Consider the following 15,618-nt stretch of genomic DNA (forward strand, 5'->3'; position numbering starts at 1 on the left):
TCCCCCTCTAACAATAAATGATTCTCATTCTCATTATATTAATAATGAGAATCAATTTCAATTGATTTTTTTCTACTTTTATTTACATTTCACATCTGACTATTTATATTTCATTTTAAATATCTACATTCATATTCAACTATTGCCAAATCTATCTTCAAACATTATTGTATTATCATCATTTCACATTACTTATTTCAAATAAAAAATGTTTTTGTATCATGCTCAATCTCTAATCAATTGTTCACTTTACAGAAAGAGGAGTCCTTATGATGAGAAAGTATTTTATTAGATTTTTAAAAGCAACCTCCCTTTTAACAATATTCTTACTAATAGGAGCTGCTATTATTTTATTCGGTACTTCATACGGTCATAATTTACGTGTTATCGCAGCCGAGAGTATTTTAACTTCTCAGCATCCACAATATGCAAAATTCACGTTATTGTCTGATGAAGAATTAAATAATATTTCTCAATCCATCACAAATCCAAAATGGAAAAATAGTGAATTTTTAACTTCTAAACTTTCAAAAAAAGAGTTAGAAAGACGAAAAGATTTACCACTAGATGTTTCTATTGAAACAATAAAGAAAAAATATAATGATCATTTTTTCGAAGGGAAATTAATGACAATTAGTAATCCATTCAACGTAAAACTTGTTACCCAGCAAGGTTCAGAAGGTAAAGACGTCGGAGAAAAAATATACGTAATGGCAAAGCGAAACCATGCAGTTGCCGCTGTCAATGCCAGTGGTTTTTGGGATGAAACCGGGCATGGTGGTGGTAAAACCGGAATCGGTATTGTTATTGAAAACGGTAAAGTTATAAACACGCCGAAAGATATTAATACCCCTACCCTCACTAGTGGTATTACAAAATATGGACAAATGGTTTCTGGAGAGTTTTCTGCTAACCAATTGTTAAATAAAAATGTTGTTTCCGCTGCTGGATTTATGCCTCAGCTAATTGTAAATGGAGAAAAAATGATTACAAATGATGGTGGTTGGGGATATGGCCCTCGAAGCATTATGGCTCAGAAAAAAGATGGATCGATTATGTTTTTCGTCATTGATGGTAGACAACCTCATAGCATTGGTGCTTCCTTGAGAGATTGTCAAGATATTCTTTATGAAAAAGGTGCTGTCAATGCGATGGCAATGGACGGTGGATCATCAGCAACATTATATGCAATGGGAGATATTTTAAATATCCCTTCCACCTTATCTCATAAATCACGCTATTTACCAAACGCATGGGTAGTTACAGCGAACCCTAAGCAACAAGTTCATGTAACAATAGACGGTAATTCTGCGAGCTCTCAAAAAATTTCTGAATTAACAAGGACGACTGCTATAGCTTTCAATAAATAAAAAAGCACAGATGACTATACAATCATCTGTGCTTTTTTATTACTTTTTAAAAATACCAAACGGCTTTCCAACTGGTAAAACAACTTTTCCGAAGTGTGTGTTTAACACTGCTGCTGCTGAACCATAGAAAGATAATAATGAAATAAGAAGTTCAGAATATGCTGCTAAATTATGCATTGCATGCGGCATAACACCTAAAGTACTTAATGAAAGACCGATAAATAAGAAATCAATAAGGACGAAAATCATAAATAATACTTTATGTGTTTCCATTGCACCAATTGTCATAAAGATTGTGAAAATCAAATATCCGATAAAGGCTACACCAAGCTGTTTTGAATCTGCAGCTTGTGCTAATTTTTCGCCAAATACTCCAAGTTGAATTAACCAAGTCATTCCAACACCTAGCCAAAATAGACCGTACGCACCGAATGCTGTTGTACCGAATGTATTGTTATGCTTTGCATCATGAATGCAAGCAAAGATTTGTGCAAATCCTCCTAAAAAGATTGCCCATGGTAATACAAGTGAAACGCCATCTGTTAAGCCTAACTTTTGAGATGATGCTACAAGTGTTACCATCGCTAATCCAAATAGACCAATTCCAGATGGATCTGCTGTTGTCATTTTCACATGATGTGTAGTAGTTTGATTGCTCATATAAACCTCCTGATTATAAACATACTCGAATACAATACTTAAATCAGAAGCCTATGTCAATGGTTTTTTTTGTATGTTGTCAGACGTTATATTTTATAATGATTAAATATATTTCCGACCACTTCATAAGGTTTTATATTCACTTTTTCCAACTCATTTATCGGTAGCCATAACGGAATATAACTTCCTCTACCTTCCCACTGAAATTCCTCAGCTGTTCCACTTCCGAACACTCCGCCTGTAATATAGGCAGCATAATAATATTCATTTCCTTTATATTTTACCTTTGCAATAAGGTGCTCCACTTTTATATGTACCCCTAATTCTTCGTATACCTCTCTTTTCGTTGCCTCTTCAGGCGTTTCACCTTCCTCAATCCCTCCGCCAGGAAACACATAATATGTTTCCTCTTCTCGAATACGTTTTATAAGAGCGATTTTTCCTTCCTGTACAATGATAGCCGCTCCGCGATTTCTTATCATTTTATTACCTCAATACGAATCGCAACTGTTCCCCACTCTTTTTCTTGTTCTTTCGTATATATTTTGTATGTACTTTCTAACATTTCCTCTAAACTATCATTTTCACAATCCAATAATTTTTTATCGATTTGTTCATACATGGCTTTAAAGCTCTCGTATCGCTTTATTTCCGTTACTTTTACCGTCATCATTTCTTTTGTCGTAAGATTCGTAAATACGATTTCATCGCCTTTGTTTATTAGTTGACGTTTTTCATCGTATAGGCGTACTTCATATACTTTTTTTCCTGATTGAATTGACTGAAACGGTTTATTATATAGACCCAGTTCGTATCGCATACATCCCACTTCCTTTTGTTCATTTCACCTATTAATACAGTTCACATTACTACATCTTGCATATAATATTCCATACGTATCACTTAATTGAGAAAGGAGGCTGAAGAAGCATGTTATATTTAAATCAAAAACCTGAATATAATAAATATGATATTGGTGATTATACTTATAGTAAAGTAGGGCCAACCATTTTTTCTTGGAACGATGAAACAAAATTAAAAATAGGTAAGTTTTGTTCATTAGCAGAAGAAGTCGTTTTCATACTTGGCGGTGAACATCGCGCAGACTGGATAACAACTTATCCATTTAATGCACTTTTTGATGAAGGAGCACATATTACTGGTCACCCTTCTTCAAAAGGTGATATCGTAGTCGGCAATGATGTATGGATTGGTTATCAATCCTGCATTTTATCTGGTGTTACAATTGGTAACGGGGCCATTATCGGCGCCAGGAGCATTGTTACAAAAGATGTACCCCCGTATGCAATTGTAGCTGGTAATCCTGCAAAATTTGTTCGATATCGTTTCCCGCAAGAAACGATTGACAAACTAGAGAATCTCGCATGGTGGGACTGGGACATTTCTGTTATAAAAGGAGCCATTCCATTACTACTCTCCGACAAAATCGACGAATTTTTCACCTCACCCGAAAAAGAATCTACATGATAAATACAGAAAGAGCATCCTTTTTTCCGGATGCTCTTTCTGTATTTATTTTTTATTTATTTTTTATTTATTGGCAAATGATTACACGGAGAACATTGAAAAGGAATTTTCCCTAAGCAATTAAGATTCGTTTCACAAATTTGTTCTATCGTTGGAACAAATGGAATGACAACTATGTTACTTTCTACCATTTGTGTAACAGGTGGCAATACTGTGCCTACTTGATGTTCGAAACGAATACTCGCTTGATTTATATAATTTCCTGAACCATTTGGCGCGCTCTGCACTACTACTTGGAACGAAACTGTCCGTGCTTCACCTGGATTTAAATTTCCTATAATAAAACCTGATACTGGGTTTACATTTGGCACTGGCGTATTATCAATCGTTACAGTTCCAAGGACAAATTGAACACTACTATCTAACATATCTTGAAAACGAATATTTTGTATTGCTGTATCCCCCGTATTTGTAATAACTGTCGTAAACGTAATAACATCGCCAATTGTTGCTGCCTGTAAATTTGCCGTTTTTACGACTGTCGTTGAGACATTTTGAGAAATAAACGGGATAACAACTGTATTGCTATCACCTTCAACTACTACTGGCGGCTCATTCGGATTTACAGTTGCGAGCCCATTTGCTATAGCAGTATTTGTAACTAAATTATTTATTTGTCCTCCTGTTATTACAACTTGGAAATTAATAATTGCTGCGTCATTTGGCTGAAAATCACCTAACGAAATACCGGTATTCGGATTAGCAAATGGAAGAGGTACATCATTTACCGTTACCGTGCCATTTATAAATAAAGTATTTGGATCAATGATATCTGTTAAAACAATATTCGTCACAGGAACTGTACTGTCATTTATAACGGCAATTCCATAAGTGACAACATCTCCTACCATCGCTACTTCAAAGTTTGCTCCTTTTGCAACAAATAAGATTGCAGTATTTACCGTCACTATAACTGTATTGCTCGTATCCATCACTGTAACTGGAGGCTCCCCTGGTACTAAAATATATTCTGCTAACGCCCCAGCAACGTTCACTACTGTGCCACCATCTGGAAAGCTCGTAATCGTAGCTTCATATGTTACAATCGCCGTCTCACCAACTGGAATGTCTACAATCGTAAATCCAACCTGCGGATTTACTCCCGGACGAGCTACTCCATTTACAGTTACACTATTTGGTACAAAAACAGCTTCCGGAGATAGGACATCGATAAATTGAATATTCATCGCATCAGCAGTACCAGTATTTAATATTCGAACCGTATACTTTACTGTTTCTCCTACTCCAACAATTGAATGATCTACTTCTTTTTGCATATCTAAACTGCCTCTATTTACTGGTGTGACTGTCGTATTACTTGAATTCGTAATTGTAAACGGAGGTTCTCCTGGAATTAATTCAAAATCACCCGTTACTCTTGCTGTATTCATAATGCTACTAGAAGGCGGAACTGCGATTACATTTACTTCAAATGTAATTAATACGCTATCCCCTACTGCAAGATTAGGCAATGCAAAGCCTACAAATGGATCTAAACCTACTTGCGGAATCCCATTTATTTGTACACTTCCAGGAACGAATTCTAAACTAGGTGATGGAACATCGCTAAACTGAACGTTCGTCGCTGTTACCGTTCCCGTATTTGTAACTTGCACACTATACGTTAACGTATCTCCTAATCGTGTCGCTTCTTTATTTACAGATTTTATAACGCTGAATCGTCCTCTATTCACTCTAGTTATCGTCGTATTACTCGGCTCTGTTACTACAACCGGTGGCTCTCCTGGCACTAAAGTAAAGCTTCCTGTTATATTTGCAACGTTCGTAATTGTTCCTGATGACGGGATGTTTGTAACTGTCGCTTGAAACGTCACTATAACTGTTTCACCAACTGGGATATCTCCAACTCCAAATCCAGTAATCGGATTTAAGTTTGGTTGCGGGGCTCCATTTATCGTTACACTATTTGGTACAAATGACGCACCTGTTGAAATCGTATCAATAAACTGAACATTGTTAGCTGTTACTGTTCCTGTATTCGTTATTTGCACTGTATACGTCAATACATCTCCAACTAGAGTAGCGGCTCTATTTACTTGTTTAATAACATTAAAGCGTCCTCTATTTACAGTTGTGAGTGTTGTATTACTTGGCTGATTTACTATAACTGGTGGTTCTCCTGGTACTAAAATAAAGCTTCCGGTAACATTTGCCGTATTGGCAATTGTTCCGTTTGACGGAACGCTAACAACTGTTACTTGGAATGTGACTTCTACACTTTCACCTGGAGTTATATCCGGAAGTGAGAAGCCAGTGTTAGGATCTAATCCAGGCTGTAACACACCGTTTATCGTTACACTATTCGGTACGAATGTTATAGAGGATGGTAATACATCACTATATTGAACATTCGTCGCTATCACTGTTCCCGTATTTTGAACTACTGTTGTATATGTGATTGTATCGCCTACTGCAACAACCGGCTGACTTACTGATTTTAAAACATTCAAACCAGATTCATTTATTTCTGTTAATGTCGTGTTACTTGTCGTCGTTTCAGTAATAGGCGGCTCTGTTTCACTTACAGCAAACGTAGCCGTAACGTCCACAAAGTTAACAACTGTTCCACCTTGAGGTATGCTCGTTACCATCTCTTGGTATGTGACAAGTACAAAATCACCTACAGGTATATCTGGAACTGCAAAGCCTATGAACGGATCTAATCCTGGTTCTGGCACTCCGTTTATACTCACACTTCCTGGAACAAATGCTACACCACTCGTACTAGAATCAAGAAATTGGACATTCGTTGCCGGTACCGTTCCAAAGTTAAAAATTAGTACATCATAGGTTAATATTTCCCCAACCGTTGCTGCCTCTTTATCTACTATTTTTACTGGAAAAATTGAAGCTATATTAATTGTCGTAACGACTAAATTCGTTAATATCGTTTGCGTAATCGGTGGCTCCTGCGGATTCGGTTGTGAAGTAAATGTAACGTCAGCATCATTTAATATGACTTCATTATCAGGAATTTCCGTAATGGTCACTTGGAACGTTACAGAAATACTCGCACCAGCATTTAATAACGGACTAACTGTAAAGCCTATTTCTGGATTTAATCCAGGTTGCTGTATTCCACCTATCGTTACACTGTTGTCAACAAACGTCGTCCCTTCTGGAATGACATCTTGGAAGAGTACATCTGTAACAGGGATAATTCCTACATTCGTTATTAGCACTGTATACGTTAATACATCCCCAACAGCCCCAGTTGCAATATTTACTGTTTTTATTGCTGTCACTTCACCAGGAGGAGGTAACGGTATTGTAACTACCGTTGTATTACTTGAGTTCGTTGTTGTTACAGGTGGTTGTAAAGGATTCAATAAGAAAGTAGCTGTAGCAGACGCTGTGTTTAGAACTGCCCCAAGCGTTGATGGTGCAACAACTATCACTTGGAATGTTACTGTCAATGATGTGCCAGCTGCAATATTAGGAAGCGGGAAACCAATATTTGGATCAAATCCAGGTTGAGGCGTTCCATTTATCGTTACACTATTTGCTACAAATGTTGTTTCTGGAGCAATCGTGTCAATAAAAGAAATATTTGTAGCTGCAACTGTACCTGTATTTCGTATAACAACAGAATATGTGTAAGTCTCTCCAAGTGCTGCTTGTTGTACAGATGAAGATTTTTGTATAGTTAGTCTCGCTGTATTTACTTGTGTTACTACAAAATTACTATTTGTAGTAGTCGTTATAGGAGGTCCTGCCGGATTTATAAGGAAACTTGCAGTAACATTCGATTGATTTCTTATATTTCCACCACTCGGAACACTTGTCACTGTCACTTGGAACGTAATTGTAGCAGTTTGCCCAACTGGAATATTTGTAACAGGAAAACCCACTATAGGATTCGCACCTTGCTGAACGACTCCATTAATCGTTACACTATTCGCTACAAATGTAGCTCCAGATGGGATTGGATCTTGAAAAATAATATTCGTTGCGGGGACAGTTCCTGTATTTTGAATAAGAATCGTATACGTTAACGTATCTCCTACACCTGCTTGTAGTGTATTTACACTTTTTATTACATTAATTGATCCTACATTCACTCGCGTCACAACAATATTACTAATCGTTACAATTGTAATTGGTGGCTGGAGAGGACTTACTTGGAAATCAGCAGTTACATTCGCATTATTCGGAAGAACTCTATTTGGTGGTACACTCGTGATTGCCACTTGGAAAGTAACTGTTACTATACCTCCTACTGGAATATTAGCAAGTGGAAATCCAGTTGTCGGGTTTAAACCTGGTTGAGGTGTCCCGTTTATTGTTACACTATTCGCTACAAAAGTGGTTCCAACTGGAATCGGATCAAGGAATGATACATTTGTCGCTACTACCGTTCCACTATTTTGTATAGCAACTGTATATGTTAGTGTATCTCCTACACCTGCTTCAGTAGCGCTTACACTCTTCATTACATTTAGTCCTGAGGAATTCACAACTGTCATAACAGTATTACTTGGAACCGTCACAGTAATTGGTGGCTCTGTTGGATTTACAAGAAAATCTCCAGTTACATTCGCGTTATTTACAACATTATTCCCTGGCGGAATTTCATCAATTAATACTTCAAATGAAATAATTACACTCGCGCCAGTAGGTAAATCATTTAATGGGAATCCTAGTCCTGGATCTGCCCCCTCTTGTAAAACACCATTAACCAATACACTATTTTCAATAAATAATGTCCCTGGCGGAATTGAATCTTGGAAAAATACACTTGTAGCTGGTACACTACCTGCATTTATAACTTCGATTGTATATACTAAAACATCTCCTACCGTTGCCACATTCGTATTCACTGCTTTCACAACTTCAAAGTTCCCTGATTGTACTGTCGTATTCACAACATTACTCGGTACATTGATTGTTACTGGTGGTTCATTCGGATTCACTTGAAAGCTTGCTGTTACATTTGCTTGATTTAAAATATCTTCATTTTCTGGATTCTGTACAATTACTACGTCAAATGTGACTACAACCGTTTGAGCCGCAGGAATATTTGGAAGAGAGAATCCTGTATTCGGATTTAGTCCACTTTGCTGTACTCCATTAATTGTTACAGAATTTGCAACGAAGGAAACAGCGGAAGAAATAGTGTCTTGAAATAACACATTTGTTAGCGGAACGTTTCCTGTATTTTGAACGGCAATCGTATATGTTAAAGTATCTCCTACTGCTGCTTGTGTTGTATTCACTTCTTTTATTACATTTAAACTGCCTGTATTAACTTGTGTCACAACTGTATTCGTTTGTCTATTAATCGTTATTGGCGGCTGATTCGGAATAACGACGAAATTAGCAGACACATTTCCGCGATTCGGAATCGTACCTCCTGATGGCGTAGAAGTTACTCGTACTTGAAATGTAACTGTCCTAGTCCCACCTGGAGATATGTTAGCAACTGTAAAGCCAGTTGCCGGATTTGCCCCAGGTTGCGAAATTCCATCTACAGTTACACTATTTGTGATAAAAGTCGTTCCAGTTGGGATTGGATCTTGAAAAATAACATTCGTCGCAAGTACATTTCCTGTATTTTGAATTGTTACCGTGTACGTAAGAACGTCGTTAACCGTTGCAAAAGCTTTATCCACTGTTTTTCTCGTTGTTATATCAGCTATATTAATTGTCGTAACTACAGTATTGCTTGTCGCTTGCCCTGAAACTGGTGGTTGACCAGGTACTGGAGTAAAGTTAAATGTTACACTCGCACGGTTTGGAATTGGATTGACAAGAGGGTTTGATGTCACTCGAACTTGAAAGCGCACTACAGTCGTTTGCGATGCATTAATACTTCCAAGATTAATACTACTTGCTGGATTCGCTCCTGGACGTGCTACCCCGTTTACCGTAACGCTATTTGCGACAAATGTTGTTCCAGCAGGGATACTATCAACAAAAATAACATTGTTTGCAGTGATGTTTCCATTATTCGTTACATTAACCGTGTACGTTAATACACCATTAAGTGTTGCCGTCTGTAGATCTACAGACTTTTGCATACTTATAGTTGCTTGATTCACTGTCGTTTGTACTGTATTTGAAGAAGACGTACTTGCAATAGGAAGGCTACCAACGAAAGGACGAAATTGGTAAGACACCATTGCACGATTTGAAATAGGATTTGGATTTGGAAACGATGTAATTCTTACTTGGAATGTAACGATTCTTTGAGCATTATTTGGTATCGTTCCTAAATTAATTCCACTAGCTGGATTCGCACTTGGTTGTGTTACTCCACCAACCGTTACACTACCAGCTATAAATGCTGTGCCGTTCGGAATACTATCTTGTAATATAACGTTGTCCGCACTTCCTGTTCCTGTATTCGGAACTGTAATCGTATAAGTGAGAATATCTCCTATACCTGCAACTGCTTTATCAACAGATTTGACAGGATTTATAATCGGTCCCGTCGCATCAATTTGAACACCAAAACCAGCCGCTGCATAACCATCACCATTTGTAACGAACCGAACGGTTGCTGACGTTTGATTATTTACTAATGATGATGAAGCATCTACGTTTGTAATATCCCATCCTTGTCTTCGAACAGCCAAAGCTATCCCTAATGGCTGATTCAAATCTCCAAACGTTCCGGTTGTATCTAATTCCCCAAAGTCATTACAAATTTGAGATTGAAAGAAATTATTTGCCGGATTTCTCGGTCCGAATAATGCAACTGTAGCATTTGGGTTTGGTCCAAAGCGAAGTTGATCTCCAGAAATGTTGGAATCTCCCTCTTGAACAGTTACGAGTACTCTTCCTGTAACAGCTCCTGTAGCTGGAGTAGCAAATCCTGAAATAGTAGCATCAACAGGCGGGGATGAAGCATCAATAATTTCTTGGCCTGCATAAACTGACAAATTCCGAAGAGGTAAACTTGCATTTTGATATACAACCTCAAGCGTCCAGCCAGCTGAACGACTGATTGTTGGATCAGCTGAAGTTCTTGCAGCGGGCACAGCACCTGTTGTATATGTGCCTGCCCCACCTGCACTAACAAGATTCGTTACATTAGCAGAGCGAGCATAATAAAACTGATTTCCTACTGAACCTTGCTGCGCGGTAGCGGGATCTGGCGTAACAGCAAACGTCCCTGATGGTGTTGTAAATGTAATATCATCATTTAAAAATGGTAAAACATCTTCCGTATCAGTCCGAAAAGTACCAGCCCAAACTAACTCTGCATATAGTACACTACTCCCCGCCGGAAGATTTAAAATTGCACTTGAAGAATTCAATTGCCATTCATCCGTCGTTCCTGCTGGGAACCCTGGTACTTGCAGCGCTGTATTTACCGTAGTAAATACAGCAAGTGTACCAAAAATATTACCTGGCGCAGGTGATGTAGGGCTAAGCCCTAACGTGTTCCCAGTGAACGTGACGGCACCAGGTACTGTTGTTGTAAAACGGTTTATAAAAGGCACACAATCATCTCATTTCATTTATAGTAAAAAGTGCTCTATACTATAAAATGTAGACAAACTATGCAATGTACGTTGTCCAACAAAATTCCGCACATACGAGAGGAGTTTATAAAACTATGCGCTACGTTATCATAACAGGAACTTCACAAGGTTTAGGTGAGGCTATTGCCACTCAGTTGTTAGAAGAAAGTACAACTGTCATCTCTATTTCTAGAAGAGAAAATAAAGAACTTACTAAACTTGCAGAGCAATATAACAGCAATTGCATTTTTCATTCCTTAGATCTTCAAGATATACATAACTTAGAAACTAACTTTAAAGAAATCATTTCATCCATTAAAGAAGACAATGTATCCTCTATTCATTTAATTAATAATGCAGGTACAGTTGCACCTATGAAGCCGATTGAAAAAGCAGAAAGTGAACAATTCATTACGAACGTTCACATTAATTTACTTGCACCTATGATTCTTACATCTACGTTTATGAAACATACGAAAGAATGGAAAGTAGATAAACGCGTTATAAATATTTCATCTGGTGCAGGAAAAAATCCTTATTTCGGATGGGGCGCTTATTGTACGACGAAAGCTGGTGTAAATATGTTTACACAATGCGTAGCAACTGAAGAATGGGAAAAAGAATATCCAGTAAAAATCGTCGCTTTTGCCCCCGGTGTTGTTGATACAAATATGCAAGCACAAATTCGTGAAACAGCTAAAGAAGACTTCACAAATTTAGACCGCTTCATTGCATTAAAAGAAGAAGGAAAGCTATTATCACCTGAATATGTTGCGAAAGCTATTCGTAACTTACTAGAAACTGAGGAATTCCCTCAAGGCGAGGTTATTAGAATTGATGAATAACAAAAAGGCGTGCTAAAATAGCACGCCTTTTTGTTTTACTTCTCTAAAAATATGAGCACAGATTCCGCAATTTGTTCATAACCAATTTCTTGATAAATTTTATTAGATGTCGGATTCGCTAGATCAGTATATAACGTAGTCGTCTGATAGCCTTCATCTAACATACGTTGACTAAGTGCTGCTACACAATGAGATGCATACCCTTTTTTCCTTGCTTCTTTCGGCGTATATACGAAATTGACTGTTATATTATTTTTAGTTGGTCTCGTTTTTGCAGCTACAGAAACGAGTTTCCCATCTACTTCCAAACCAAACAGTCGATTTGTAATTATTAATGTATACGCAGTTTGTTTTGCTTCTTCTTTCGTAGTAGGAAGCTTTACGTCTTCACAAAATTGATATATCCACTGTTCTATTAATGGTAATTCATCATTATTTACCGCTCGGAAAAGTCCATTCGCATTACACTTCTTCTTTACTCTGTTCAGCTCATACACACCTTGCTCCATTGCAACATTCGTTTTTTTATTTTCTAATACGGCAATCTCTTCCGCTAATTTCTGTACAATTTTCTTATTACCGATCAATCCAGGAATATCCGGATATACTTTCGTTAATTCTTTTGCAAGTTCCTCAATAGTTACTCCCGCAATTTCAGAAGTTGCAACAATGATTTGTTTCTTCTCTTCTGTTTGCAGAAATACAACCGCAATTTCTTCTCCTTGTTTCGCTATCCCCATAAATATCGGTTCTTGGACCATTTGTAATACACCTAATATGAGATTGTTTTCCTGCTCATTCTTTTCTAGAAATGGTGTAACATCTTCTTTAAAATGAAAAATCTCTTCATATACATGTAATTGAATCATCGACAATCTCTTCTCTCTATTCATAGTTTAATTAAGTATTGGCGATTAATTCATCAAATCCCTCTTTTACGATTCAATAATATTCAAAGCTAATGTATTCAAAGCATTTTCAGCTTGTAAAATTCTCTGTTTTTCCTTTTCAAATACATCTTCTTCTTTTTGAAATGACTCTTTTCGATTTTTGATCATGCGCTCCATCTCTTTTTTACTCGGTCCACCGTATACATTTCTTTTTTGAATAAAAGCTTCTGGCGATATAATTTCTTTCCACTCTTTTTCTAATAAATTTATTTTAAAATGTTCTTGCAAGTACATATTTACCTCTTTGAAGTGTAATTCATGTAGTTCTTTTTTCTGCTCCAATGACATATTTGCAATAGCACTTGCTGCATGATGAGCATGCCGAAATGGAATTTCATAGTTTTTTGTTAAAACATCGGCGAAATCCGTTATCGTTATTGCATGTTTATAGGAACGACTTTTTAACGTTTCTTCTTCTACTTTCATCGTTCGGATCACTGCATTCATCATACAAAAAACACGAATTGCCTTTTCAATCCCTTTATATAAATATGGCTGCAAGTCATCTTCCGTATCGACAATATCACCAAATGGTGTATTATGAATCATTTGAAATACTGTAAATGCTTCTCCTAAAGCACTACTCGTAATTGCACGAGCATGTTCAATTGAAACCGGGTTTCGTTTTTGCGGCATAATACTACTGATTTGTACATATGACTTTGCAACAGTAATACCGTCATATTCTTTCGTTGCTAACAACAAAAAGTCATGAATCCATCTACTCGTATTCGTCATCATTACCATAAGTAGCGAGCTAACTTCTAATAAATAATCCGCTCCAGCAACAGCATCATATGAGTTCTCAATTACATTTGTAAATCCAAGTAGATGAGCAACTCGTTCTCGTTTAATCGGGAAACTTGTTGTAGAGAGTGCAGCCGCCCCCATTGGAGACTGATTTAAAAGCTGGTACGTTTTTTTCATTCGTTCTAAATCTCTTTGCATCGTATCATAAATTGCTAACGTATAATGACCAAATGTTGTTGGCTGTGCTGGTTGTGTATGTGTATAAGCTGGCATGATCGTTTCCTTATGATCAGCAGCAAGTTGCAGTACACTTTCTTGCAATAACAAATGATGTTCTATTAATCGTAATACATATCGCCTTAAACTCATGCGATACATCGTTACGCCCATATCATTTCTACTTCTACCAATATGCATATTACTTACAAAATCGCATTTCGCTTCTTGAGAAATTAAATGTTCGACTAAAAAAAAGAGATCTTCATGCTGCTCTGTATAGAGCAATTGCTCTTCTGGAATTCCCTCTACCTTTTTTAATGCGTGTAATATAACTTTAGCTTCTTCCTTTTTCATTAAATTTTCTTCCGTCAGCATCGTAATATGTGCTTTATGCACTTGAAACATATCTTTCAATAAGTAATTTCGTTGAAAATCAAATACATGTTGTAATACACAATCCACATATGTTTTCCCAGGGAAATCAGCGCCTTCACTCTTTATAAACTCTTCTTTACTTTGTTTCATCACCTTTTCCCCTCTCACCTAAGTATTACTACCCATCATACCCAGAGATAGAAAAAAAGTGCTTGTACATAAAAATAAACTCGGTGCTCTCTGCACCGAGTTTATTTAATAAAAGTCGCATCATACTTATCACTTTGCAACACTTGGAAATGCAAGTTTGCTAAATGTTTCCGTATTTCTGCACTATCGTCTTCATTTAAATTATTCGCCAAAAACACAATTTCTGTACAGTTTCCACGTTTATCCATAGCATAAACTGCTTTTGTAACCGTCCATGGTGTGTAACCATTCTTTTGCCCCGCATGTCTGAATGTTTTACGGTATTTCTTGGCACTCATGTCTGTTTCAACGATATTTGCCCACACTTTTTCTTCAGCCTCTGTCAAGCCACCTTTATGGTTTGCCTTTTGAAGTAATACCATATAATCATTTGCAGAAGCTGCTGGTAATCTATCTGACCAAATTTTGTCGTAACGTTCCTCTAAATAAAGCGGAATTTCCTTCTGTAATAATGGTCCCTTCTTCTTTAAGCGTTCATGAATAATCATCGCATATTCACGATATTGCTCTTGAGACATTTCTTTTAACTTTTTCTCTATTTTATATTTTGGAACATGTAATTCTTTATGCAAATATCCCGGGATATACAAAGATGAAACGATTGGAAATAGTGGTTGATGTGCAGGAAGTGATAAACTTTGTAAATTTCGATTGATGTTATCTAATCCTAACAATTCCATTAAGTATTCAGCATTTGCATTCGAACTAAACTTAACCATTCCTTTTGCCACTTCTTCTAAAGAAACCGCTCCTTCAGTTATCTTACCCGTCTTCTCCAAATACTTTTGCCATCTATCTTGTGCACCACCATCTGTATTCGGCACATAATAACGATTCACATCATTAATCGACACGAAACTAGAAGAATCAATTTTCCCTTCAGTAACTTGTTTCGTATATTCAAGCGCCACAATTAATTTCATCGTACTAGCAACTGGCAATACAACATTTGGGTTTACAGAATAAACAACTTTATCATTTCTCTTTACTAGAAGCGCACTATTTTTTTCATCTTTATGTTCTTCAATAAAAGATGCAATATACTGTGCATCATCATTATTTGAACTCCACACTTTTTTCACTAAAAAGTTACCCGATATTAGCAAAACAAAAATACCCACAATTACTGCGCATACTATAGTTTTTTTCAAGTAAAATTCCTCTCCTATTGTGTAACTCTTCTCTATTTATCATTTAAAAA

Annotated in this window: 10 protein-coding genes; 3 read left to right on the plus strand and 7 right to left on the minus strand. The window is 36.8% G+C overall.

The window, feature by feature from the left end; all coding sequences use genetic code 11:
* Nucleotides 1–272: 272 nt before the first annotated feature.
* Nucleotides 273–1,370, plus strand: a complete 1,098-nt coding sequence (locus tag DN407_RS17195; RefSeq protein WP_149216764.1) for a phosphodiester glycosidase family protein — start codon at nucleotides 273–275, stop codon at nucleotides 1,368–1,370.
* A 39-nt stretch (nucleotides 1,371–1,409) separates the two neighbouring features.
* Here DN407_RS17195 and DN407_RS17200 read toward each other — a convergent pair whose 3' ends face one another.
* The 3 genes from DN407_RS17200 to DN407_RS17210 form a co-directional block, all read right to left on the minus strand.
* Complete coding sequence (locus tag DN407_RS17200) at nucleotides 1,410–2,030, minus strand: acetate uptake transporter (protein ID WP_000070938.1); 621 nt, start codon at nucleotides 2,028–2,030, stop codon at nucleotides 1,410–1,412.
* A gap of 86 nt (nucleotides 2,031–2,116) precedes the next feature.
* Nucleotides 2,117–2,512 carry an NUDIX hydrolase gene (locus tag DN407_RS17205; RefSeq protein ID WP_000620829.1) on the minus strand — a complete coding sequence of 132 codons (396 nt, stop codon included), beginning with the start codon at nucleotides 2,510–2,512 and terminating at the stop codon, nucleotides 2,117–2,119.
* Entirely contained in the window at nucleotides 2,509–2,850 is a 342-nt protein-coding gene (locus tag DN407_RS17210) for an ASCH domain-containing protein (RefSeq protein ID WP_016111403.1), read from the minus strand. The genes DN407_RS17205 and DN407_RS17210 overlap by 4 nt, the downstream gene beginning before the upstream one ends.
* 110 nt (nucleotides 2,851–2,960) lie before the next feature.
* Between DN407_RS17210 and DN407_RS17215 the strand changes: the two genes are divergently transcribed.
* Nucleotides 2,961–3,518, plus strand: a complete 558-nt coding sequence (locus tag DN407_RS17215) for a CatB-related O-acetyltransferase (RefSeq protein ID WP_000966305.1) — start codon at nucleotides 2,961–2,963, stop codon at nucleotides 3,516–3,518.
* Between the two features lie 56 nt (nucleotides 3,519–3,574).
* On the opposite strand, the gene DN407_RS17220 is transcribed toward DN407_RS17215, so the two are convergent.
* Entirely contained in the window at nucleotides 3,575–11,047 is a 7,473-nt protein-coding gene (locus tag DN407_RS17220) for a DUF7507 domain-containing protein (RefSeq protein WP_149216517.1), read from the minus strand.
* A 116-nt stretch (nucleotides 11,048–11,163) separates the two neighbouring features.
* Here DN407_RS17220 and DN407_RS17225 point away from each other — a divergent pair, with 116 nt between their 5' ends.
* Nucleotides 11,164–11,913 carry a (S)-benzoin forming benzil reductase gene (locus tag DN407_RS17225; RefSeq protein WP_149216518.1) on the plus strand — a complete coding sequence of 250 codons (750 nt, stop codon included), beginning with the start codon at nucleotides 11,164–11,166 and terminating at the stop codon, nucleotides 11,911–11,913.
* A 35-nt stretch (nucleotides 11,914–11,948) separates the two neighbouring features.
* Here the strand turns inward: DN407_RS17225 and DN407_RS17230 are convergent, their stop codons facing one another.
* From DN407_RS17230 to DN407_RS17240, 3 genes are all read right to left on the minus strand, one after another.
* Complete coding sequence (locus tag DN407_RS17230; RefSeq protein WP_000615375.1) at nucleotides 11,949–12,782, minus strand: GNAT family N-acetyltransferase; 834 nt, start codon at nucleotides 12,780–12,782, stop codon at nucleotides 11,949–11,951.
* Nucleotides 12,783–12,848: 66 nt separating this feature from the next.
* A complete protein-coding gene (argH, locus tag DN407_RS17235) occupies nucleotides 12,849–14,357 on the minus strand; it encodes an argininosuccinate lyase (protein WP_000813961.1) in 1,509 nt (502 codons plus the stop codon).
* A gap of 101 nt (nucleotides 14,358–14,458) precedes the next feature.
* Complete coding sequence (locus tag DN407_RS17240; protein WP_000751366.1) at nucleotides 14,459–15,568, minus strand: serine hydrolase; 1,110 nt, start codon at nucleotides 15,566–15,568, stop codon at nucleotides 14,459–14,461.
* Nucleotides 15,569–15,618 lie beyond the last annotated feature (50 nt).

This window comes from Bacillus sp. JAS24-2, assembly GCF_008274905.1.
Classification (GTDB): domain Bacteria; phylum Bacillota; class Bacilli; order Bacillales; family Bacillaceae_G; genus Bacillus_A; species Bacillus_A cereus.

Coding starts and splice junctions, on each gene's coding strand:
- DN407_RS17195 (WP_149216764.1), top strand. CDS start 273: ATGAGAAAGTATTTTATTAGATTTTTAAAAGCAACCTCCCTTTTAACA.
- DN407_RS17200 (WP_000070938.1), bottom strand. CDS start 2,030: ATGAGCAATCAAACTACTACACATCATGTGAAAATGACAACAGCAGAT.
- DN407_RS17205 (WP_000620829.1), bottom strand. CDS start 2,512: ATGATAAGAAATCGCGGAGCGGCTATCATTGTACAGGAAGGAAAAATC.
- DN407_RS17210 (WP_016111403.1), bottom strand. CDS start 2,850: ATGCGATACGAACTGGGTCTATATAATAAACCGTTTCAGTCAATTCAA.
- DN407_RS17215 (WP_000966305.1), top strand. CDS start 2,961: ATGTTATATTTAAATCAAAAACCTGAATATAATAAATATGATATTGGT.
- DN407_RS17225 (WP_149216518.1), top strand. CDS start 11,164: ATGCGCTACGTTATCATAACAGGAACTTCACAAGGTTTAGGTGAGGCT.
- DN407_RS17230 (WP_000615375.1), bottom strand. CDS start 12,782: ATGATTCAATTACATGTATATGAAGAGATTTTTCATTTTAAAGAAGAT.
- argH (WP_000813961.1), bottom strand. CDS start 14,357: ATGAAACAAAGTAAAGAAGAGTTTATAAAGAGTGAAGGCGCTGATTTC.